A 16,283-nucleotide genomic window follows, 5' to 3' on the forward strand; every position below is an offset into this window, starting at 1 on the left:
AGGGTGAGGGACGATTTCGGTGGCGAACGAGGACAAGCTCCGCTATTTCCTGAAGCGAGTCACCGCAGATCTCCAGGAGACCCGGCGGCGCCTTCGTGACTACGAGGACGCCGCCGGGGAGCCGGTGGCCATCATCGGGATGAGCTGCCGCTACCCGGGAGGCGTCAACTCGCCCGAGGAGCTGTGGGAGCTGGTCGCCGGCGGCCGGGACACCGTCTCGGAGTTCCCCGCCGACCGCGGCTGGGACCTGGACGCCCTCTACGACCCGGATCCGGAGAACCGCGGCACCAGCTACTCCCGCGAGGGCGCGTTCCTGAGCGACCTGGCGCGGTTCGACGCCGGGCTCTTCGGGATCTCGCCCCGCGAGGCGCTCGCCATGGACCCCCAGCAGCGGCTGCTGCTGGAGACGTCCTGGGAGCTCTTCGAGCGGGCCGGCATCGACGCCGCCTCACTGGCGGGGAGCAGGACCGGCGTGTTCGCCGGAGTGATGAACCACGAGTTCCTCGCCGCCCTCCAGAACTCCCCGGAAGACCTTGAGGGTTACCTGGGCACGGGCACCTCGGGCAGCGTCGCCTCCGGCCGGGTGGCCTACACCTTCGGCCTCGAAGGCCCGGCCGTCACGGTCGACACGGCCTGCTCGTCGTCCCTGGTCGCCCTGCACCTGGCCATCCAGTCGCTGCGCAACGGCGAGTGCTCGCTGGCTGTTGCCGGCGGCGTCACCGCGATGGTCGGCCCCGCCACGTTCGTCGGCTTCAGCCGTCAGCGCGGCCTGGCCCCCGACGGCCGCTGCAAGGCGTTCGCCGCCGGGGCCGACGGCACCGGCTGGGGCGAGGGCGCCGGCCTCCTGCTGGTCGAGCGCCTCTCGGACGCCCGCCGCAACGGGCACGAAATACTCGCGGTCGTACGGGGATCCGCCGTCAACCAGGACGGCGCCTCCAACGGCCTGACCGCCCCCAACGGCCCCTCGCAGCAGCGCGTGATCCGCCAGGCCCTGGCCGCCGCGCAGCTGACCACCGCACAGGTCGACGCGGTCGAGGCCCACGGCACCGGCACGCGGCTGGGCGACCCGATCGAGGCGCAGGCGCTGCTCGCGACGTACGGGCAGGGCCGTAGCGACGACAAGCCGCTGTGGCTGGGCTCGATCAAGTCCAACATCGGCCACACCCAGGCCGCGGCCGGCGTCGCCGGCATCATCAAGATGGTCATGGCGATGCGCAACGGCGAGCTGCCGCGCACGCTGCACGTCGACGCGCCGTCCCCGCACGTCGACTGGTCGGCGGGCGCCGTGCGGCTGCTGACCGAGACCACGCCCTGGCCGGCCTCGGACCAGCCGCGGCGCGCCGGCATCTCCTCCTTCGGCATCAGCGGCACCAACGCGCACACGATCATCGAAGAAGCCCCGTCGGCCGAGGCGTTCACCCAGGACGAAGAGGCCGCACCGGAGACTCCCGAGGAAGGCGCCGAAAGCCCCCGGGCCGTCGTCGCGGAGGCCGCACGCCCGGCCGAGGGCGGGCCCGTGCCGTGGGTGATCTCCGGAAAGACCGAAGAGGCCCTGCGCGCCCAGGCCGAACGCCTGCTGGCCCGCGCGGACGACATCGATGTCTCCCCGCTGGACGTGGCGTTCTCGCTCGCCACGACGCGCACCGCCCTGGAGCACCGGGCCGTGGTGCAGGGCGAGACTCCGGCGGAGCGCGCCGAGGGGCTGCGGGCCGTGGCCTCCGGCGCCCCGGCCCCGGGCGTGGCGCGCGGCCACTCCGGCAGCAGCGGGCGCGTCGGCTTCCTCTTCTCCGGACAGGGCTCGCAGCGCCTGGGCATGGGGCGCGAACTGTACGCGTCCTACCCGGTGTTCGCCGCCGCCTACGACGAGGTCTGCGCGCACCTCGGCGCCGCGATCGACGTTGACTCGGAGGAACTGCACCGCACGGGCGCCGCCCAGCCGGCCCTCTTCGCCGTCGAGGTCGCCCTGTTCCGCCTCCTGGAGTCGTGGGGCATCCGGCCCGACTACGTGACCGGTCACTCCGTGGGCGAGATCGCGGCCGCGCACGTGGCCGGCGCGCTGTCGCTGCCGGACGCGGCGAAGCTGGTGTCGGCGCGGGCTGCGCTGATGCAGGCGCTGCCCGCGGGCGGGGCGATGGTCGCCGTTCAGGCCACCGAGGACGAAGTCCTGCCGCACCTCACCGAGCACGTCGGCATCGCGGCGATCAACGGGCCCCGGTCCGTGGTGGTTTCCGGCGCCGAGGATGCCGTACTGGCGATTGCCGAGGTCTTCAAGGAGCAGGGGCGTAAGACGTCCCGGCTGAAGGTCAGCCACGCGTTCCACTCGCCGCTCATGGACCCCATGCTGGACGACTTCGCGCAGGTCGTGCGCGGGCTGGCCTTCGAGAAGCCGCAGCTCCCCGTCGTCTCCAACCTCACCGGCCGGTTCGTCGACGCCTACACCCCCGACTACTGGGTCCGCCACGTCCGCGAGGCCGTCCGCTTCGCCGACGGCGTCCGGACCCTGCACGACCTGGGCGTGACCACCTTCGTGGAGATCGGCCCCGGCGGCGTCCTCAGCGCCCTCACCCAGGGCTGCCTCGACGCCGATGCCGGCGACGATGTCATCACCGTGCCCGTCCTGCGCGCCGACCGCCCCGAGCGGGCCGCGCTCGTCGCCGCGGTCTCCGAACTGCACGCGCACGGCATCTCCCCGGACTGGCACGCCTTCTTCCCCGGCGCCCGGCGCGTGGAACTGCCCACCTACGCCTTCCAGTACGAGCGCTACTGGCTCGACGCCGCACCGGCAGCGCCCGGCGACGTGCGCGCCGCGGGCCTGGGCTCCGCCGACCACCCGCTGCTGGGCGCCGCCGTCTCCCTGGCCGGTGGCGACGAGCGGCTGCTGACCGGCCGGCTGTCCCTGCGCACGCACCCGTGGCTGAGCGACCACGCCGTCCTCGGGAGCGTCCTGCTGCCGGGCACCGCGTTCGTCGAACTCGCCGTGCGCGCCGCCGACGAAGCCGGCTGCGAGGTCCTCGAAGACCTCACCCTCGAAGCGCCCCTGGTGGTGCCCGAGCGGGGCGGCGTCGCCGTCCAGGTCTGGGTCGGCGCGGACGACGGCTCCGGCCGCAGGCCGCTGACCGTGCACTCGCGCCCCGAGGACGACACCGACCTGCCGTGGGTGCGGCACGCGACCGGCTTCGTCACCGAGGACGCGGGTGCCCTTGCTGCCGGCGAGGCGCTCACGGCGTGGCCGCCGGAGGGCGCCGAGGAGGTCGGCCTCGACGGCTTCTACGACCGGCTGGCCGGCCTCGGCCTGGCCTACGGCCCGGCGTTCCGCGGCCTGCGGAGCGCCTGGCGCGCGGGCGAGGACGTCTTCGCCGAGGTCGCCCTCCCCGAGGGCACGGACACCGGCTCCTTCCTCCTGCACCCGGCGCTCCTGGACGCGGCGCTGCACGCGATCGGCGCGGGAGGCTCTCTGGTGGCCGAAGCGGACGGGCCGCTCCTGCCGTTCGCCTGGTCCGGCGTGTCCGTACGCGCCACGGGCGCCTCGACCGTACGGGTGCGGCTGTCGCCCGCCGGTACGGACACGGTGTCCCTGCTCGTGGCCGACGCCGCCGGCGAACCGGTGGCGTCCGTGGAGTCGCTGACGCTGCGCGCGGTGTCCGCCGACCAGCTCCGCAAGCGCTCCGGCGACGCGATGTTCACGGTCGAGTGGGCGCCGCTGGCCCTGCCGTCGTCCGACGACGCGGACACGACGGCGGTCGCGGTCACGTACGCCCCGGACATCGCGGCCGCGCTTGCCGACGCTGACGCGGCGTCGCAGCCGGACGCGGTCGTGGTCCCGTGCCCCGACGGCCCGGAGGGCGCCTCCGAGGCCGAGCGGGTCCGCGCGGTCACCGCGGAGGTGCTGGAGCTGGTCCAGCGGTGGTTCGCCGAGGACCGGGCGCCGCGCCTCGTGCTCGTGGCGCGCTGCGACGACCTCGCCCACGCGGCGGCGGGCGGCCTGGTCCGCTCGGCCCAGGCGGAGAACCCGGGCCGGATCGTCCTCCTCGAAACCGACCGCCCGGCCGACGCCGCCACGCTCGTGCCCGGGGTTGTGCGCTCGGGCGAGCCGCACGTCGTCGTCCGCGACGGGGAGGTCAGCGCACCGCGCCTGGCCCGCGCCGCCGCCGACCGTACCGAGGGCACGGTTTCCGGCCTCGCCGATTCCCTCGGCACCGTCCTCCTCACCGGCGCCTCCGGCGCCCTCGGCGGGACCCTCGCCCGGCACCTCGTGACCCGGCACGGCGTGCGCCGGCTGCTGCTCGTCAGCCGCCGCGGCGCGGACGCCCCGGGCGCCGCCGCCCTCGGAGCCGAGCTCGCCGAGCTCGGGGCCGAGGCGACGTGGACCGCCTGTGACATCGCCGACCGCGACGCGCTCGCCGCGCTGCTGGCCGCCGGCCCGGTCGACACCGTCGTGCACACCGCCGGCGTCCTCGACGACGGCGTGATCGCCGCCCTGACCCCGGAGCGTCTGGACGCCGTCCTGAAGCCCAAGGCCGACGCCGTGCTCAACCTGCACGAGCTCACCGGCGAGGGCACGGCGTTCGTGCTGTTCTCGTCCGCTGCGGGCGTCTTCGGCAACCCCGGCCAGGGCAACTACGCCGCCGCCAACGCCTTCCTCGACGCCTTCGCCCGGCACCGCCGCGCCCAGGGCCTGCCCACGATCTCGCTGGCGTGGGGCCTGTGGGAGCAGGAAGGCGCCATGGCCGACGCCCTCGACGAGGCGGGCAGGACGCGCATGGCGCGCTCCGGCGTGCTGCCGCTGTCCACCGAGGACGGCCTGCGGCTGTTCGACGCCGCGCTCGCCTCGGACGAGCCCGTGCTCGTACCGGTCCGCCTCGACACCACCGCCCTGCGGAACCAGGCGCCCGGGACCGTACCGGCCCTGCTGCGCGGACTCGTCCGCGTCACCACGCGCGGCACCGCCCAGCGGGCCACCGCCGGATCGCCGGCCGACCGCCTCGCCGGGCTGGCCCCGGACGAGCGCGACGAGGCCGTCCTGGACCTGGTCCGCTCCGAGGTCGCGGCCGTGCTCGGGCACGCCTCGCCCCGGGCCGTCCGGCCCGCGCACGCCTTCCAGGACCTGGGCTTCGACTCCCTGACGGCCGTCGAACTGCGCAACCGGCTGTCCACGGCCACCGGGCTGCGCCTGCCCGCCACCCTCGTCTTCGACCACCCCACGCCCGCCGCCCTGGCCCGGCACATCGGCACCGAACTCCTCGGCGCCGCCCCGGCGGCGACGGCCGCGGTCACGGCGCCGCGGACGGCGGCCACCGACGACGAGCCGATCGCCATCGTCGGCATGAGCTGCCGTCTCCCGGGCGGGGTGCGCTCGCCGGAAGACCTGTGGCGGCTGGTGGCCTCCGGCCGGGACGGCATCTCCCGGTTCCCGGACAACCGCGGCTGGGACACCGACGCGCTCTACGACCCCGACCCCGAGCGTCTCGGCAAGACCTACGCGCGCGACGGCGGCTTCCTGCACGAGGCGGCCGAGTTCGACGCCGGCTTCTTCGGCATCAGCCCCCGCGAGGCCCTCGCGATGGACCCGCAGCAGCGGCTGCTGCTGGAGGCGTCCTGGGAGGCCTTCGAACGCGCCGGGATCGACCCGGCGACCGTTCGGGGCAGCAGGACCGGTGTCTTCACCGGCCTGATGTACCACGACTACGGCCAGGGCCCGCGCGAACTGCCCGAGGGCGTCGAGGGCCTGCTCACCACCGGAGGCTCCGGCAGCGTCGCCTCCGGGCGCGTGTCCTACACCTTCGGCCTCGAAGGCCCCGCCGTCACCATCGACACGGCCTGCTCGTCCTCGCTCGTGGCCCTGCACCTGGCCGTGCAGGCCCTGCGCAACGGCGAGTGCACGATGGCCCTGGCCGGCGGCGTCACGGTCATGGCGACCCCGACGGTCTTCGTGGAGTTCAGCCGCCAGCGCGGCCTGTCGCCCGACGGCCGCTGCAAGGCCTTCGCGGCCGGTGCCGACGGCACGGGCTGGGGCGAGGGTGTCGGCATGCTGCTCGTGGAGCGGCTCAGCGACGCCGAGCGCAACGGCCACCAGGTGCTGGCCGTCGTCCGCGGCAGCGCCGTCAACCAGGACGGCGCGTCGAATGGCCTCACCGCCCCGAACGGCCCGTCGCAGCAGCGCGTGATCCGCCAGGCCCTGGCCTCCGCCGGGCTCGCGCCCGCCGACGTCGACGCCGTGGAGGCGCACGGTACGGGTACGAAGCTCGGCGACCCGATCGAGGCGCAGGCGCTGCTCGCCACGTACGGCCAGGAGCGTCCCGAGGGACAGCCGCTGTGGCTGGGTTCGCTGAAGTCCAACATCGGCCACACGCAGGCCGCGGCAGGCGTGGCCGGCGTGATCAAGATGGTCATGGCCATGCGCCACGGCGTCCTCCCGCAGACCCTGCACGTCGACGAGCCGACGCCGCACGTGGACTGGACGGCCGGTGACGTACGGCTGCTGACCGAAGCCGTCGACTGGCCGGAGTCTGACCGCCCGCGCCGCGCCGCCGTCTCCTCCTTCGGCGTCAGCGGCACCAACGCCCACACCATCATCGAGCAGGCACCTGCCACCGCGGAGCTGCCGCCCGCTCCCGAAGCCGGTGCCGGCGTCGACGGCACGGTCGTGCCGTGGGTGCTCTCGGGCAGGACCGAAGCGGCCCTGCGGGCGCAGGCCACCCGCCTCGCGTCCTTCCTGAACGACAGCGACGCTGACGGTGAGGCTGCTCCGGCGGCCGACGCCGCGTACTCGCTGGCCATGACCAGGGCGGCCTTCGAACACCGCGCCGTGGTCGTCGCGGACACCCCCGAGGAGCTCCGGCAGGGGCTGGCCGCCGTCGCGGACGGCTCCACGCCGGCCAACGTGGTGACCGGCACGGCACGCACCGGCGGCAAGACCGTCTTCGTCTTCCCCGGGCAGGGTTCGCAGTGGGTGGGCATGGCCACCGGGCTGCTGGAGACCTCGGAGGTCTTCCGCGACCGGATCGACGCCTGCGAGCGCGCCCTCGCGCCGCACGTGGAATGGTCGCTGACCGCGGTCCTGCGCGGCACGTCCGGCGTCGAACAGGACCGGGTCGACGTGCTCCAGCCCGTGCTGTGGGCGATGACCATCGCCCTCGCCGAGGTGTGGCGCTCCTTCGGGGTGACCCCCGACGCGGTCGTCGGGCACTCCCAGGGCGAGGTCTCCGCGGCCGTGATCGCCGGAGCGGTCTCGCTGGAGGACGGTGCGCGCATCGTGGCGCAGCGCAGCCTCGCCGTACGCGAACTCCAGGGCCTCGGCGGCATGGCCTCGGTGACGCTCCCGGACGAGGAAGCACAGGAACTGATCGGCCGGTGGGCCGGCCGCCTCGGCATCGCCGCCGTCAACGGGCCCGGCACCGTCGTGGTCTCCGGCGACACCGACGCCATGGACGAACTCCTCGCCCACTGCGAGAAGGAGGGCATTCAGGCCCGCAAGGTCGCCGTCGACTACGCCGCGCACTCGCCGCAGATCGAGCGGGTCCGGGCGCAGGCCGACGAGGGATTCGCCGGCATCAGCCCCCTCCCCGGCGCCGTGCCCTTCTACTCCACGGTGACGGGCGGGAAGCTGGACGCCGCCGAGCTCGGCTCCGGCTACTGGTACCGCAACATGCGGCAGACGGTGCGTTTCCACGACGCGATCCGCTCCGTCCTGGCCGATGGGCACGATGTGTTCGTCGAGGTCAGCCCGCACCCCGTGCAGCTCGCGGGCATCCAGGACGCCATCGAGGCCGCCGAGGCCGAGGCCGTGGTCGTCCCGACGCTGCGCCGCGGCGACGGCGGCCGGCACCGGCTGCTGCTGTCCCTGGCCCAGGCCCACGTGCACGGCGTCGCCATCGACTGGAACGCCGTCCTGCCGGGCGCCCGCCGCACCGACCTCCCGACATACGCGTTCCAGCACGAGCGGTACTGGCTGGAAGCGGGCGCGCCCGCCGGTGACGTGCGGGCGGCCGGAATGGACTCCGCCGACCACCCGTTCCTCGGCGCCGCGGTCGAACTGCCCGACGCCGGCGGCCACCTGCTCACCGGGCTGCTGTCGCTGCAAGCCCAGCCCTGGCTGGCTGACCACGCGGTGCTGGGCACGGTCCTGCTGCCGGGCACGGCCTTCGTGGAACTGGCCGCCCACGCCGCGGCCGAGACCGGCTGCGACCTGGTCGAAGAACTCACCCTCCAGGCACCGCTGCTGCTGCCCGAGCACGGCGGCGTCCAGCTCCAGGTCCTCGTCGGCGCCCAGGACGACTCCGGCCGCCGCCCGCTGAGCGTGCACTCGCGCGCCGGGGAAGGCCCCTGGATCCGCAACGCCACCGGCGCCCTCGCCACCGGAGGCACCCCCGCCGGCACCGACCTGACCAGCTGGCCCCCGGCCGACGCGCAGCCCGTCGACCTGGACGGCTTCTACGACCGGCTGGCGGACCTCGGCCTGAGCTACGGCCCGCTCTTCCAGGGGCTGCGCGCCGCCTGGCGCGGCACCGACGCGGTCTACGCCGAACTGGCCGTCCCCGACGAGGCGCACGCGGACGCGGAAACCTTCGGCGTGCACCCGGCCCTCCTCGACTCCGCCCTGCACGCACTGGGCGCGGGCGGCCTCGTACCGGCGGCCGACGGGCCCCTGCTGCCCTTCGCGTGGTCCCGCGTCACCGTGCACGGAACCGGAGCGGCCGGCCTGCGGGTACGGCTCTCGCAGGCCGGCGGCGACGCGGTACGCCTGGAGGCCGCCGACGGCACGGGCCGGCCCGTCGTCTCCGTGGAATCGCTCACGCTGCGCCCGGTGTCGACCGACCAGCTCCGTACGAGCTCCCGGGACTCCCTGTTCACCGTGGAGTGGGCGCCGCTCGCCGCACCGGCCGACGCGAACGGCACGACCGTACGCGTCTACGACGACATCGCTTCGCTGCTGGCCGCCCCGGAGCCGGAGACCGGGACAGAGATGGACGCGGACGCCGTCGTCGTGCCCTGCCCGGCCGGGTCGGGCAGTAACGACGCCGAGCGGGTCCGGGACGTCCTGGCCGAGGTGCTCGGGCTGGTGCAGTGGTGGCTGGCCGAGGACCGGGCCGCCCGCCTCGTGCTCGTGACCCGGGGCGCGGTCGCCACCGGCGACGACACGGTCCGGGACGACCAAGTGCACAACGACCCGGTCCAGGCGGCCGTGTGGGGCCTGGTGCGGTCGGCGCAGTCCGAGAACCCGGACCGCATCGTTCTTCTTGACCGTAGCGAGGACACCGACTGGAAGGACGCCGCGGCGACGGCCGTCCCCCGGCTCGTCGCCTCCGAGGAGCCGCAGGCGGCACTGCGCGGCGACGCGCTCCTGCTGCCCCGGCTCGCCAGGGCCGCCGCCGACGCCCCGCACCACACACCGGACTTCGGCACCGGCACGGTGCTCCTGACCGGCGCGTCCGGCGCCCTGGGCGGCCTCGTCGCCCGGCACCTGGTCGCCGGGCACGGCGTGCGCAGCCTGCTGCTGATGAGCCGGCGCGGCGCGGACGCCGAGGGCGCGGCCGAGCTCCGGGCGGAGCTCACCGCCGCGGGCGCCGACGTCACCTGGGCCGCCTGCGACGTGGCCGACCGCGACGCCCTCGCCGCGGCACTGGCCGGGAAGGAGGTGACGGGCGTGGTGCACACGGCCGGCGCCCTCGACGACGGCGTGATCGGCTCGCTCACCCCCGAGCGCCTGGACACGGTGCTGCGGCCCAAGGCCGACGCGGTGCTGAACCTGCACGAACTGGCGGGAGAGGCGAAGGCGTTCGTCCTCTTCTCCTCGCTCGCGGGCACGCTCGGCACCCCCGGCCAGGCGAACTACGCCGCCGCCAACGCCTTCCTGGACGCCTTCGCCCGGCACCGCCGGGCACAGGGGCTGCCCGCGGTGTCGCTGCCGTGGGGCCTGTGGCAGCGGACCGGCGCCATGACCGAGGACCTCGGCGGAGTGGACCGGACCCGGCTCGCCCGCGGCGGTGTGGTGCCGCTGTCCGACGAGGACGGCATGGAACTCCTCGACGCCGCGCTCGCGCTGGAGGAGCCCCTGGTGGTGGCGGCACGGCTGGACCTCGCCGCCTTGCGGAACGCGGCCGCCCCGGTGCCGCCGCTGCTCAGGACGCTCGTCGGCGGCCGGCCGCGGCGCACGGACCGGGCAGCCGCCGTACCGCTCGCGCAGCGGGTCGCGGACCTGCCCGGGAGCGAGCGCGAAGAGGTGGTGCTGGACCTGGTCCGCACCGAGGTGGCCGCCGTGCTCGGGCACAGCTCGGCCAAGTCCGTCCAGCCCGACCAGGCCTTCGGCGACCTGGGCTTCGACTCGCTGACCGCGGTGGAGCTCCGCAACCGGATGAACAAGGCCACCGGGCTGCGGCTGCCTGCGACGCTGGTCTTCGACTACCCCACGCCGGCAGTGCTCGCCCAGCGGATCCTCAAGGACCTGCCCGGCGGCACGGGCGGCACGGTGTCGCTGTTCGACGAGCTCGACCGCCTCGCCGCCGCCCTCGACGGCGCCGGAGCGGACAGCGTCGACAACGTCACCCGAACCAAGATCAACATGCGTCTCCAGGCGCTGCTCGCCCGCTGGAACGGGAACGAGCCGGCCGATCCGGGAGGCGCCGGCGGAGCCGGGGACGAAGACGACCTCAGCTCGGCGAGCGACGAGGAGCTGTACGACCTCCTCGACGACGAACTCGGCATCTCCTGAGACCCGGGACCTCCCGGAATTCCGGAGGTCCCGAAACTCGGCAACTCCTGAACTGCGCAGGCCAAAAGGGGCGGGCAACACCGATGATGAACGAAGACAAGCTCCGGGACTACCTCAAGCGGGCCACCACGGACCTGCGCCAGGCCCGGCGGCGCGTGCGCGAGCTGGAGGCCCGGGACCAGGAGCCCATCGCCATCGTGGGCATGAGCTGCCGGTTCCCCGGCGGCATCGACTCGCCCGAGGCGCTGTGGCGGCTGCTGGCCGGGGGCGGCGACGCGATCTCGCAGTTCCCCGACGACCGCGGCTGGGACGTCGACTCCCTCTACGACCCCGACCCCGAGCGGCCGGGCAAGGTCTACACCCGGCAGGGCGGGTTCCTCCACGACGCGGCGGACTTCGACGCGGACTTCTTCGGGATCTCGCCGCGCGAGGCCCTGGCGATGGATCCCCAGCAGCGGCTGCTGCTGGAGACCGCGTGGGAGGCCTTCGAGCACGCGGGCATCGACCCCGCCCCCCTCAAGGGCAGCCGCACCGGCGTCTTCGCCGGCCTGATGTACCACGACTACGGCTTCACGCCCGGCGTCCTGCCCGACGGTGTCGAAGGGCTGCTCAGCACCGGCAACTCCGGCAGCGTCGCCTCCGGCCGCATCGCGTACACCTTCGGCTTCGAGGGCCCCGCGGTCACCATCGACACCGCCTGCTCGTCGTCGCTCGTCGCCCTGCACCTCGCCGTGCAGGCGCTGCGCAACGGCGAGTGCTCCATGGCGCTCGCCGGCGGCGTGACGGTCATGGCGGGCCCGAGCGCGTTCGTCGAGTTCAGCCGCCAGCGCGGCCTCGCCCCCGACGGCCGCTGCAAGTCCTTCGCGGCCGCCGCGGACGGCGCGTCGTGGTCCGAAGGCGCCGGCCTGCTGCTGGTGGAGCGCCTGCGCGACGCCCGCCGGCTCGGCCACCAGGTGCTCGCGGTCGTACGGGGCTCCGCCGTCAACCAGGACGGCGCGTCCAACGGCCTTACCGCCCCCAACGGCCCTTCGCAGCAGCGCGTCATCCTCGAAGCGCTGGCCAGCGGCGGGCTGTCCGCCGAGGACATCGACGCCGTCGAAGCACACGGCACGGGTACGAACCTCGGTGACCCGATCGAGGCGCAGGCCCTGCTCGCGACCTACGGCCAGGACCGCGAACGGCCCCTCCTCCTCGGCTCGCTGAAGTCGAACATAGGCCACACCCAGGCCGCGGCGGGCGTGGCGGGCGTGATGAAGATGGTCCTGGCGATGCAGCACGGAGTGCTGCCGCAGACCCTGCACGTGGACGAGCCGACCCCGCAGGTCGACTGGTCGGCCGGCTCGGTCGAGCTGCTCACGGAAGCGGCCGCGTGGCCGGAGTCGGACCACCCGCGCCGGGCCGGCATCTCCTCGTTCGGCATCAGCGGCACCAACGCGCACGTCATCCTTGAGCAGGCGACTGACCCGGCGGCGGAGGAACAGGCCGACGACACGGCGGCCGGCGGCGAAGGCGCATCCGAGGAGTCGTTGCGGCCGCGCACGTCGGTGGTGCCGTGGGTGCTCTCCGGCAGGACCGAGGAAGCGCTGCGGGAACAGGCACGGCGGCTGCTGTCGTCCGTCGACTTCGCGACCGCGTCACCGGCCGACGTGGGCTTCTCGCTGGCGGCCACGCGATCGGCGCTGGAGCACCGCGCCGCGGTGGCCGGCGCCGACGCGGACGAACTGCGCGCGGGCGTGACCGCACTCGCGGCGGGCGAGCCCGCGGCGCATGTGGTGACGGGGCGTGCCGAGGGCGCCCGGGGCAAGACCGGGTTCTTGTTCTCGGGGCAGGGGTCGCAGCGGATCGGGATGGGGCGCGAGCTGTACGCGGCGTACCCCGTCTTCGCCGCGGCTTACGACGAGGTGTGCGCGCTGCTCGATGCGCCGGTCGACGTCGATGCGGAAACGCTTCACCAGACCGGGTGCACCCAGCCTGCGCTGTTTGCTGTTGAGGTGGCGCTGTTCCGGCTGCTGGAGTCGTGGGGTGCGCGGCCGGATTACGTGGCCGGTCACTCGGTGGGCGAGATCGCGGCTGCTCATGTGGCGGGTGTGCTGTCGCTCAGCGACGCGGCGAAGCTGGTGTCGGCGCGGGCTGCGTTGATGCAGGCGCTGCCGACCGGTGGCGCGATGGTGGCGATCCAGGCGACTGAGGACGAGGTGCTGCCGCACCTGACGGAGAACGCCGGCATTGCTGCCATCAATGGGCCGCAGTCCGTAGTGGTTTCCGGCGCCGAAGATGCCGTACTGGCGATTGCCGAGGCCTTCAAGGAGCAGGGTCGTAAGACGTCCCGGCTGAAGGTCAGCCACGCGTTCCACTCGCCGCTCATGGACCCCATGCTCGACGAGTTCGCCAAGGTCGTCGGCGGCCTGACCTTCAACGAGCCGCAGATCCCGGTCGTTTCGAACCTCACCGGCCGCCTGGCTGATCCCTACACCCCCGACTACTGGGTCCGCCATGTCCGCGAGGCCGTGCGCTTCGCCGACGGCGTCCGGACCCTGCACGACCTGGGCGTGACCACCTTCGTCGAGATCGGCCCCGGCGGCGTCCTCAGCGCCCTCGCCCAGGGCTGCCTCGACGACGACATCATCACCGTCCCCACCCTGCGCACCGACCGCCCCGAACCTCAGGCGATCACCCTCGCCGTCGGTCAGCTCCACACCCACGGCATCTCCCCGGACTGGCAGGTCCTCTTCCCCGGCGCCCACCGCGTCGGCCTCCCCACCTATGCCTTCCAGCGCGAGCGCTTCTGGCTCGAAGGCACGGCCGCGCTCGACGTCTCCTCCGCGGGCCTGGACTCCTCCGGCCACCCCCTGCTGGGCGCGGTCGTGGAGACCGCCGGGGGAGAGGACGTGCTGTTCACCGGCCGGCTGTCCGCGGCCGACACGCCCTGGATCGCCGAGTACACCGTCGGTGGTGTGCCGGTGCTCCCGGTCGCCGCGTTCGTGGAGCTCGCCCTGTGCGCGGGCCGGCAGGCCGGCTTCCCGCACCTGGAGCAGCTGGACGTGGACGCCCCGCTGGTGCTGGCGGAACAGGGCGCCGTACGCATCCAGGTGCAGGTCGGCGCGGGCGACGACGCCGACCGGCGGTCGGTGACGGTCTACAGCCGCGCCGCAGGCGGTGCCGACGAGCCGTGGGTCCGCCACGTCACCGGAGAACTCACCCGGACCGCTCCGGCAGCGGAGTTCGACATGATGATCTGGCCTCCGGCGGGCGCCGAGCAGCTGGACGTCGAGGACCACCCGGGCCTCCGCGCCGCCTGGCGCGCCGGGGACGAGCTGTACGCCGAGGCCGCGCTGCCCGTCGCGGAGCGGGACCGGGCGGACCGCTACGGCCTTCACCCCGTACTGCTGGACGCCTCCCTCGCCGCCTTCGCACTCGGCAGCGCCGGCGCTTCCGGTGACCTGCTCATGCCCTACGCCTGGAGCGGCGCGGCCGTGCACGCCCCGGGAGCGGCGGCCGTGCGCATACGGGTCCGGCCCGTCGCCGCCGGCAGCGGTGACGCGGTGGCGATCGACATGGCCGACGCCGACGGTGCTCCCGTCGCCTCGGTGGCGTCCGTGCGGACGCGCACCGTTTCCCCGCAGCAGGTGCTGGCGTCGCGCGTGGCGCACCAGGACTGGATGTTCGAGGTCGACTGGGTCGAGCACACCGCTCCCGGAGCCGCACCCGCGGCCGACTGGGTGCTCCTCGGCGACGACGGCCCCTATGCCGGCATCGACGCGCTCCGCAAGGCCGTCGACGACGGCGCGGCTCCGCCCGCCCTCGTCGTCCTGCCCTGCGCCCCGAGCGAGGGCGACGCGGCCCCGGCGACGCGCGAGTTGCTGGCCGGTGTGCTGTCGGCCGTCCAGGAGTGGGTCGGCGACGAGCGGTTCTCCGACGCGCGGCTCGTGGTGACGACGCGCGGAGCCGTCGAGCTGGACGGGGCCGCACCGGACCTCGCGCACGTCGCCGTGGCCGGCCTGGTGAAGTCGGCCCAGACCGAGAACCCGGACCGGCTCCTGCTCCTCGACGTGGACGGCCCGGTCACCGGCGCCGTCGCCGACCCCGCACTCGTAGCGGCCCTCGCCGCCCTGGACGAGCCGCAGGCCGCCGTGCGCGGCGGCAAGCTGTTCGTGCCGCGCCTCGCCCGGATCGCCCCGCCCGAGGAGCCCGCCGGTCACGCGTGGGACCCCGAAGGGACCGTGCTGCTGACCGGCGCGACCGGCGGCCTCGGACTGTCGCTCGCGCGGCACCTCGTCGCCGAACGCGGCGCACGCAGGCTGCTCCTGGTCAGCCGCCGCGGCCCCGCCGCCGAAGGCGTCGGCGAACTCGTCGCCGCCCTCTCCGGGCTGGGTGCGCACGTCGACGTCGCCGCCTGCGACATCGCCGACCGCGACGCCCTCGCGGAGCTCCTGGCCTCGGTCCCGGCCGAGCACCCGCTCGTGGCCGTGGTGCACGCGGCGGCGGCCCTGGACGACGGCGTGATCACCGCGCTGACCCCGGAGCGCCTGGACACCGTGCTGCGGCCGAAGGCCGACGGGGCGCTGCACCTGCACGAGCTGACCAAGGACATGAACCTCTCCGCGTTCGTGCTCTTCTCCTCCCTGGCCGGAGTCCTGGGCAGCGCCGGCGCCGCGAGCTACGCGGCCGCCAACGCCTTCCTGGACGGGCTGGCGCGGCAGCGCCGCGCCGCGGGCCTGCCCGGCACGTCGCTGGCCTGGGGACTGTGGACGGACAACGGCGGCATGGGCGACCGCATCACCGACGCCGACCGCAACCGCATGGGCCGGTCCGGAGTCGTGCCGTTCACCTCCGCGGAGGGACTGGCACTGTTCGACGCCGCCCTCACCGTGGACCGGCCGGTGATCGTGCCCGTCCGGCTGGACGTCCCGGGGCTGCGCTCCATGGCCCGCGCCGGCATGCTGCCCGCGGTCTTCCGCGGCCTCGTGGGCGACACCGGCAGCACGGCGGCCGAGGAGGCCGCCGCCACCCCCGCTCTCGCCCGCCGCCTGGCCGGCATGCCGGAGGCCGACCAGGAGAAGGTGCTGCTGGACCTGGTGCGCAACCAGGCCGCCGCCGCCCTGGGCCACGCCACCGCGGCCCGCATCGAGCCCACCACGGCCTTCCGGGGCATCGGCTTCGACTCCCTGACCGCCGTCGAGCTCCGCAACCGGCTCAAGGCCGCGACCGGGCTCCGGCTCAAGCCCACCCTCGTCTTCGACCACCCCAACCCGGTCGCGATCGCCCGGCTCCTGCACAAGGACCTGGTCCTCGACCTCGCCGCCGAGACCTCACCGGTGCTGGACGAACTGGACCGGCTGGACGCACAGCTGGCCGCGCTCGCCCCCGAGGACCCGGTACGGGACAAGGTCACCGCCCGGCTCAAGGCGCTCCTCTGGAAGTGGACCGACACCCACCAGGACGCCGCGCCGAACACCTCCGCCGCCACCCCCGGCACCGACCGCGACATCGACCTCGACCGGATCGACGCGGCCACCGACGACGAGATGTTCGACCTCATCGACCAAGAGCTCGGGTCCCTCTAACTCTTCTCACG

At 74.6% G+C, this 16,283-nt stretch carries 2 protein-coding genes; both read left to right on the forward strand.

What is annotated here, in order from left to right; genetic code table 11:
* The first annotated feature begins 19 nt into the window (after positions 1-19).
* A complete protein-coding gene (locus D7231_RS00415) occupies positions 20-10,708 on the forward strand; it encodes a type I polyketide synthase (protein WP_120752863.1) in 10,689 nt (3,562 codons plus the stop codon).
* Between the two features lie 83 nt (positions 10,709-10,791).
* On the forward strand, positions 10,792-16,272 hold the full coding sequence (locus D7231_RS00420) for an SDR family NAD(P)-dependent oxidoreductase (RefSeq protein ID WP_479685686.1): 5,481 nt from the start codon (positions 10,792-10,794) through the stop codon (positions 16,270-16,272).
* Positions 16,273-16,283: the final 11 nt, after the last annotated feature.

Source organism: Streptomyces klenkii, assembly GCF_003626645.1.
Lineage (GTDB): Bacteria > Actinomycetota > Actinomycetes > Streptomycetales > Streptomycetaceae > Streptomyces > Streptomyces klenkii.

Bases quoted from the DNA above. Each gene is read 5' to 3' on its own strand.
- D7231_RS00420 (WP_479685686.1), top strand. From the start codon at position 10,792: ATGATGAACGAAGACAAGCTCCGGGACTACCTCAAGCGGGCCACCACG.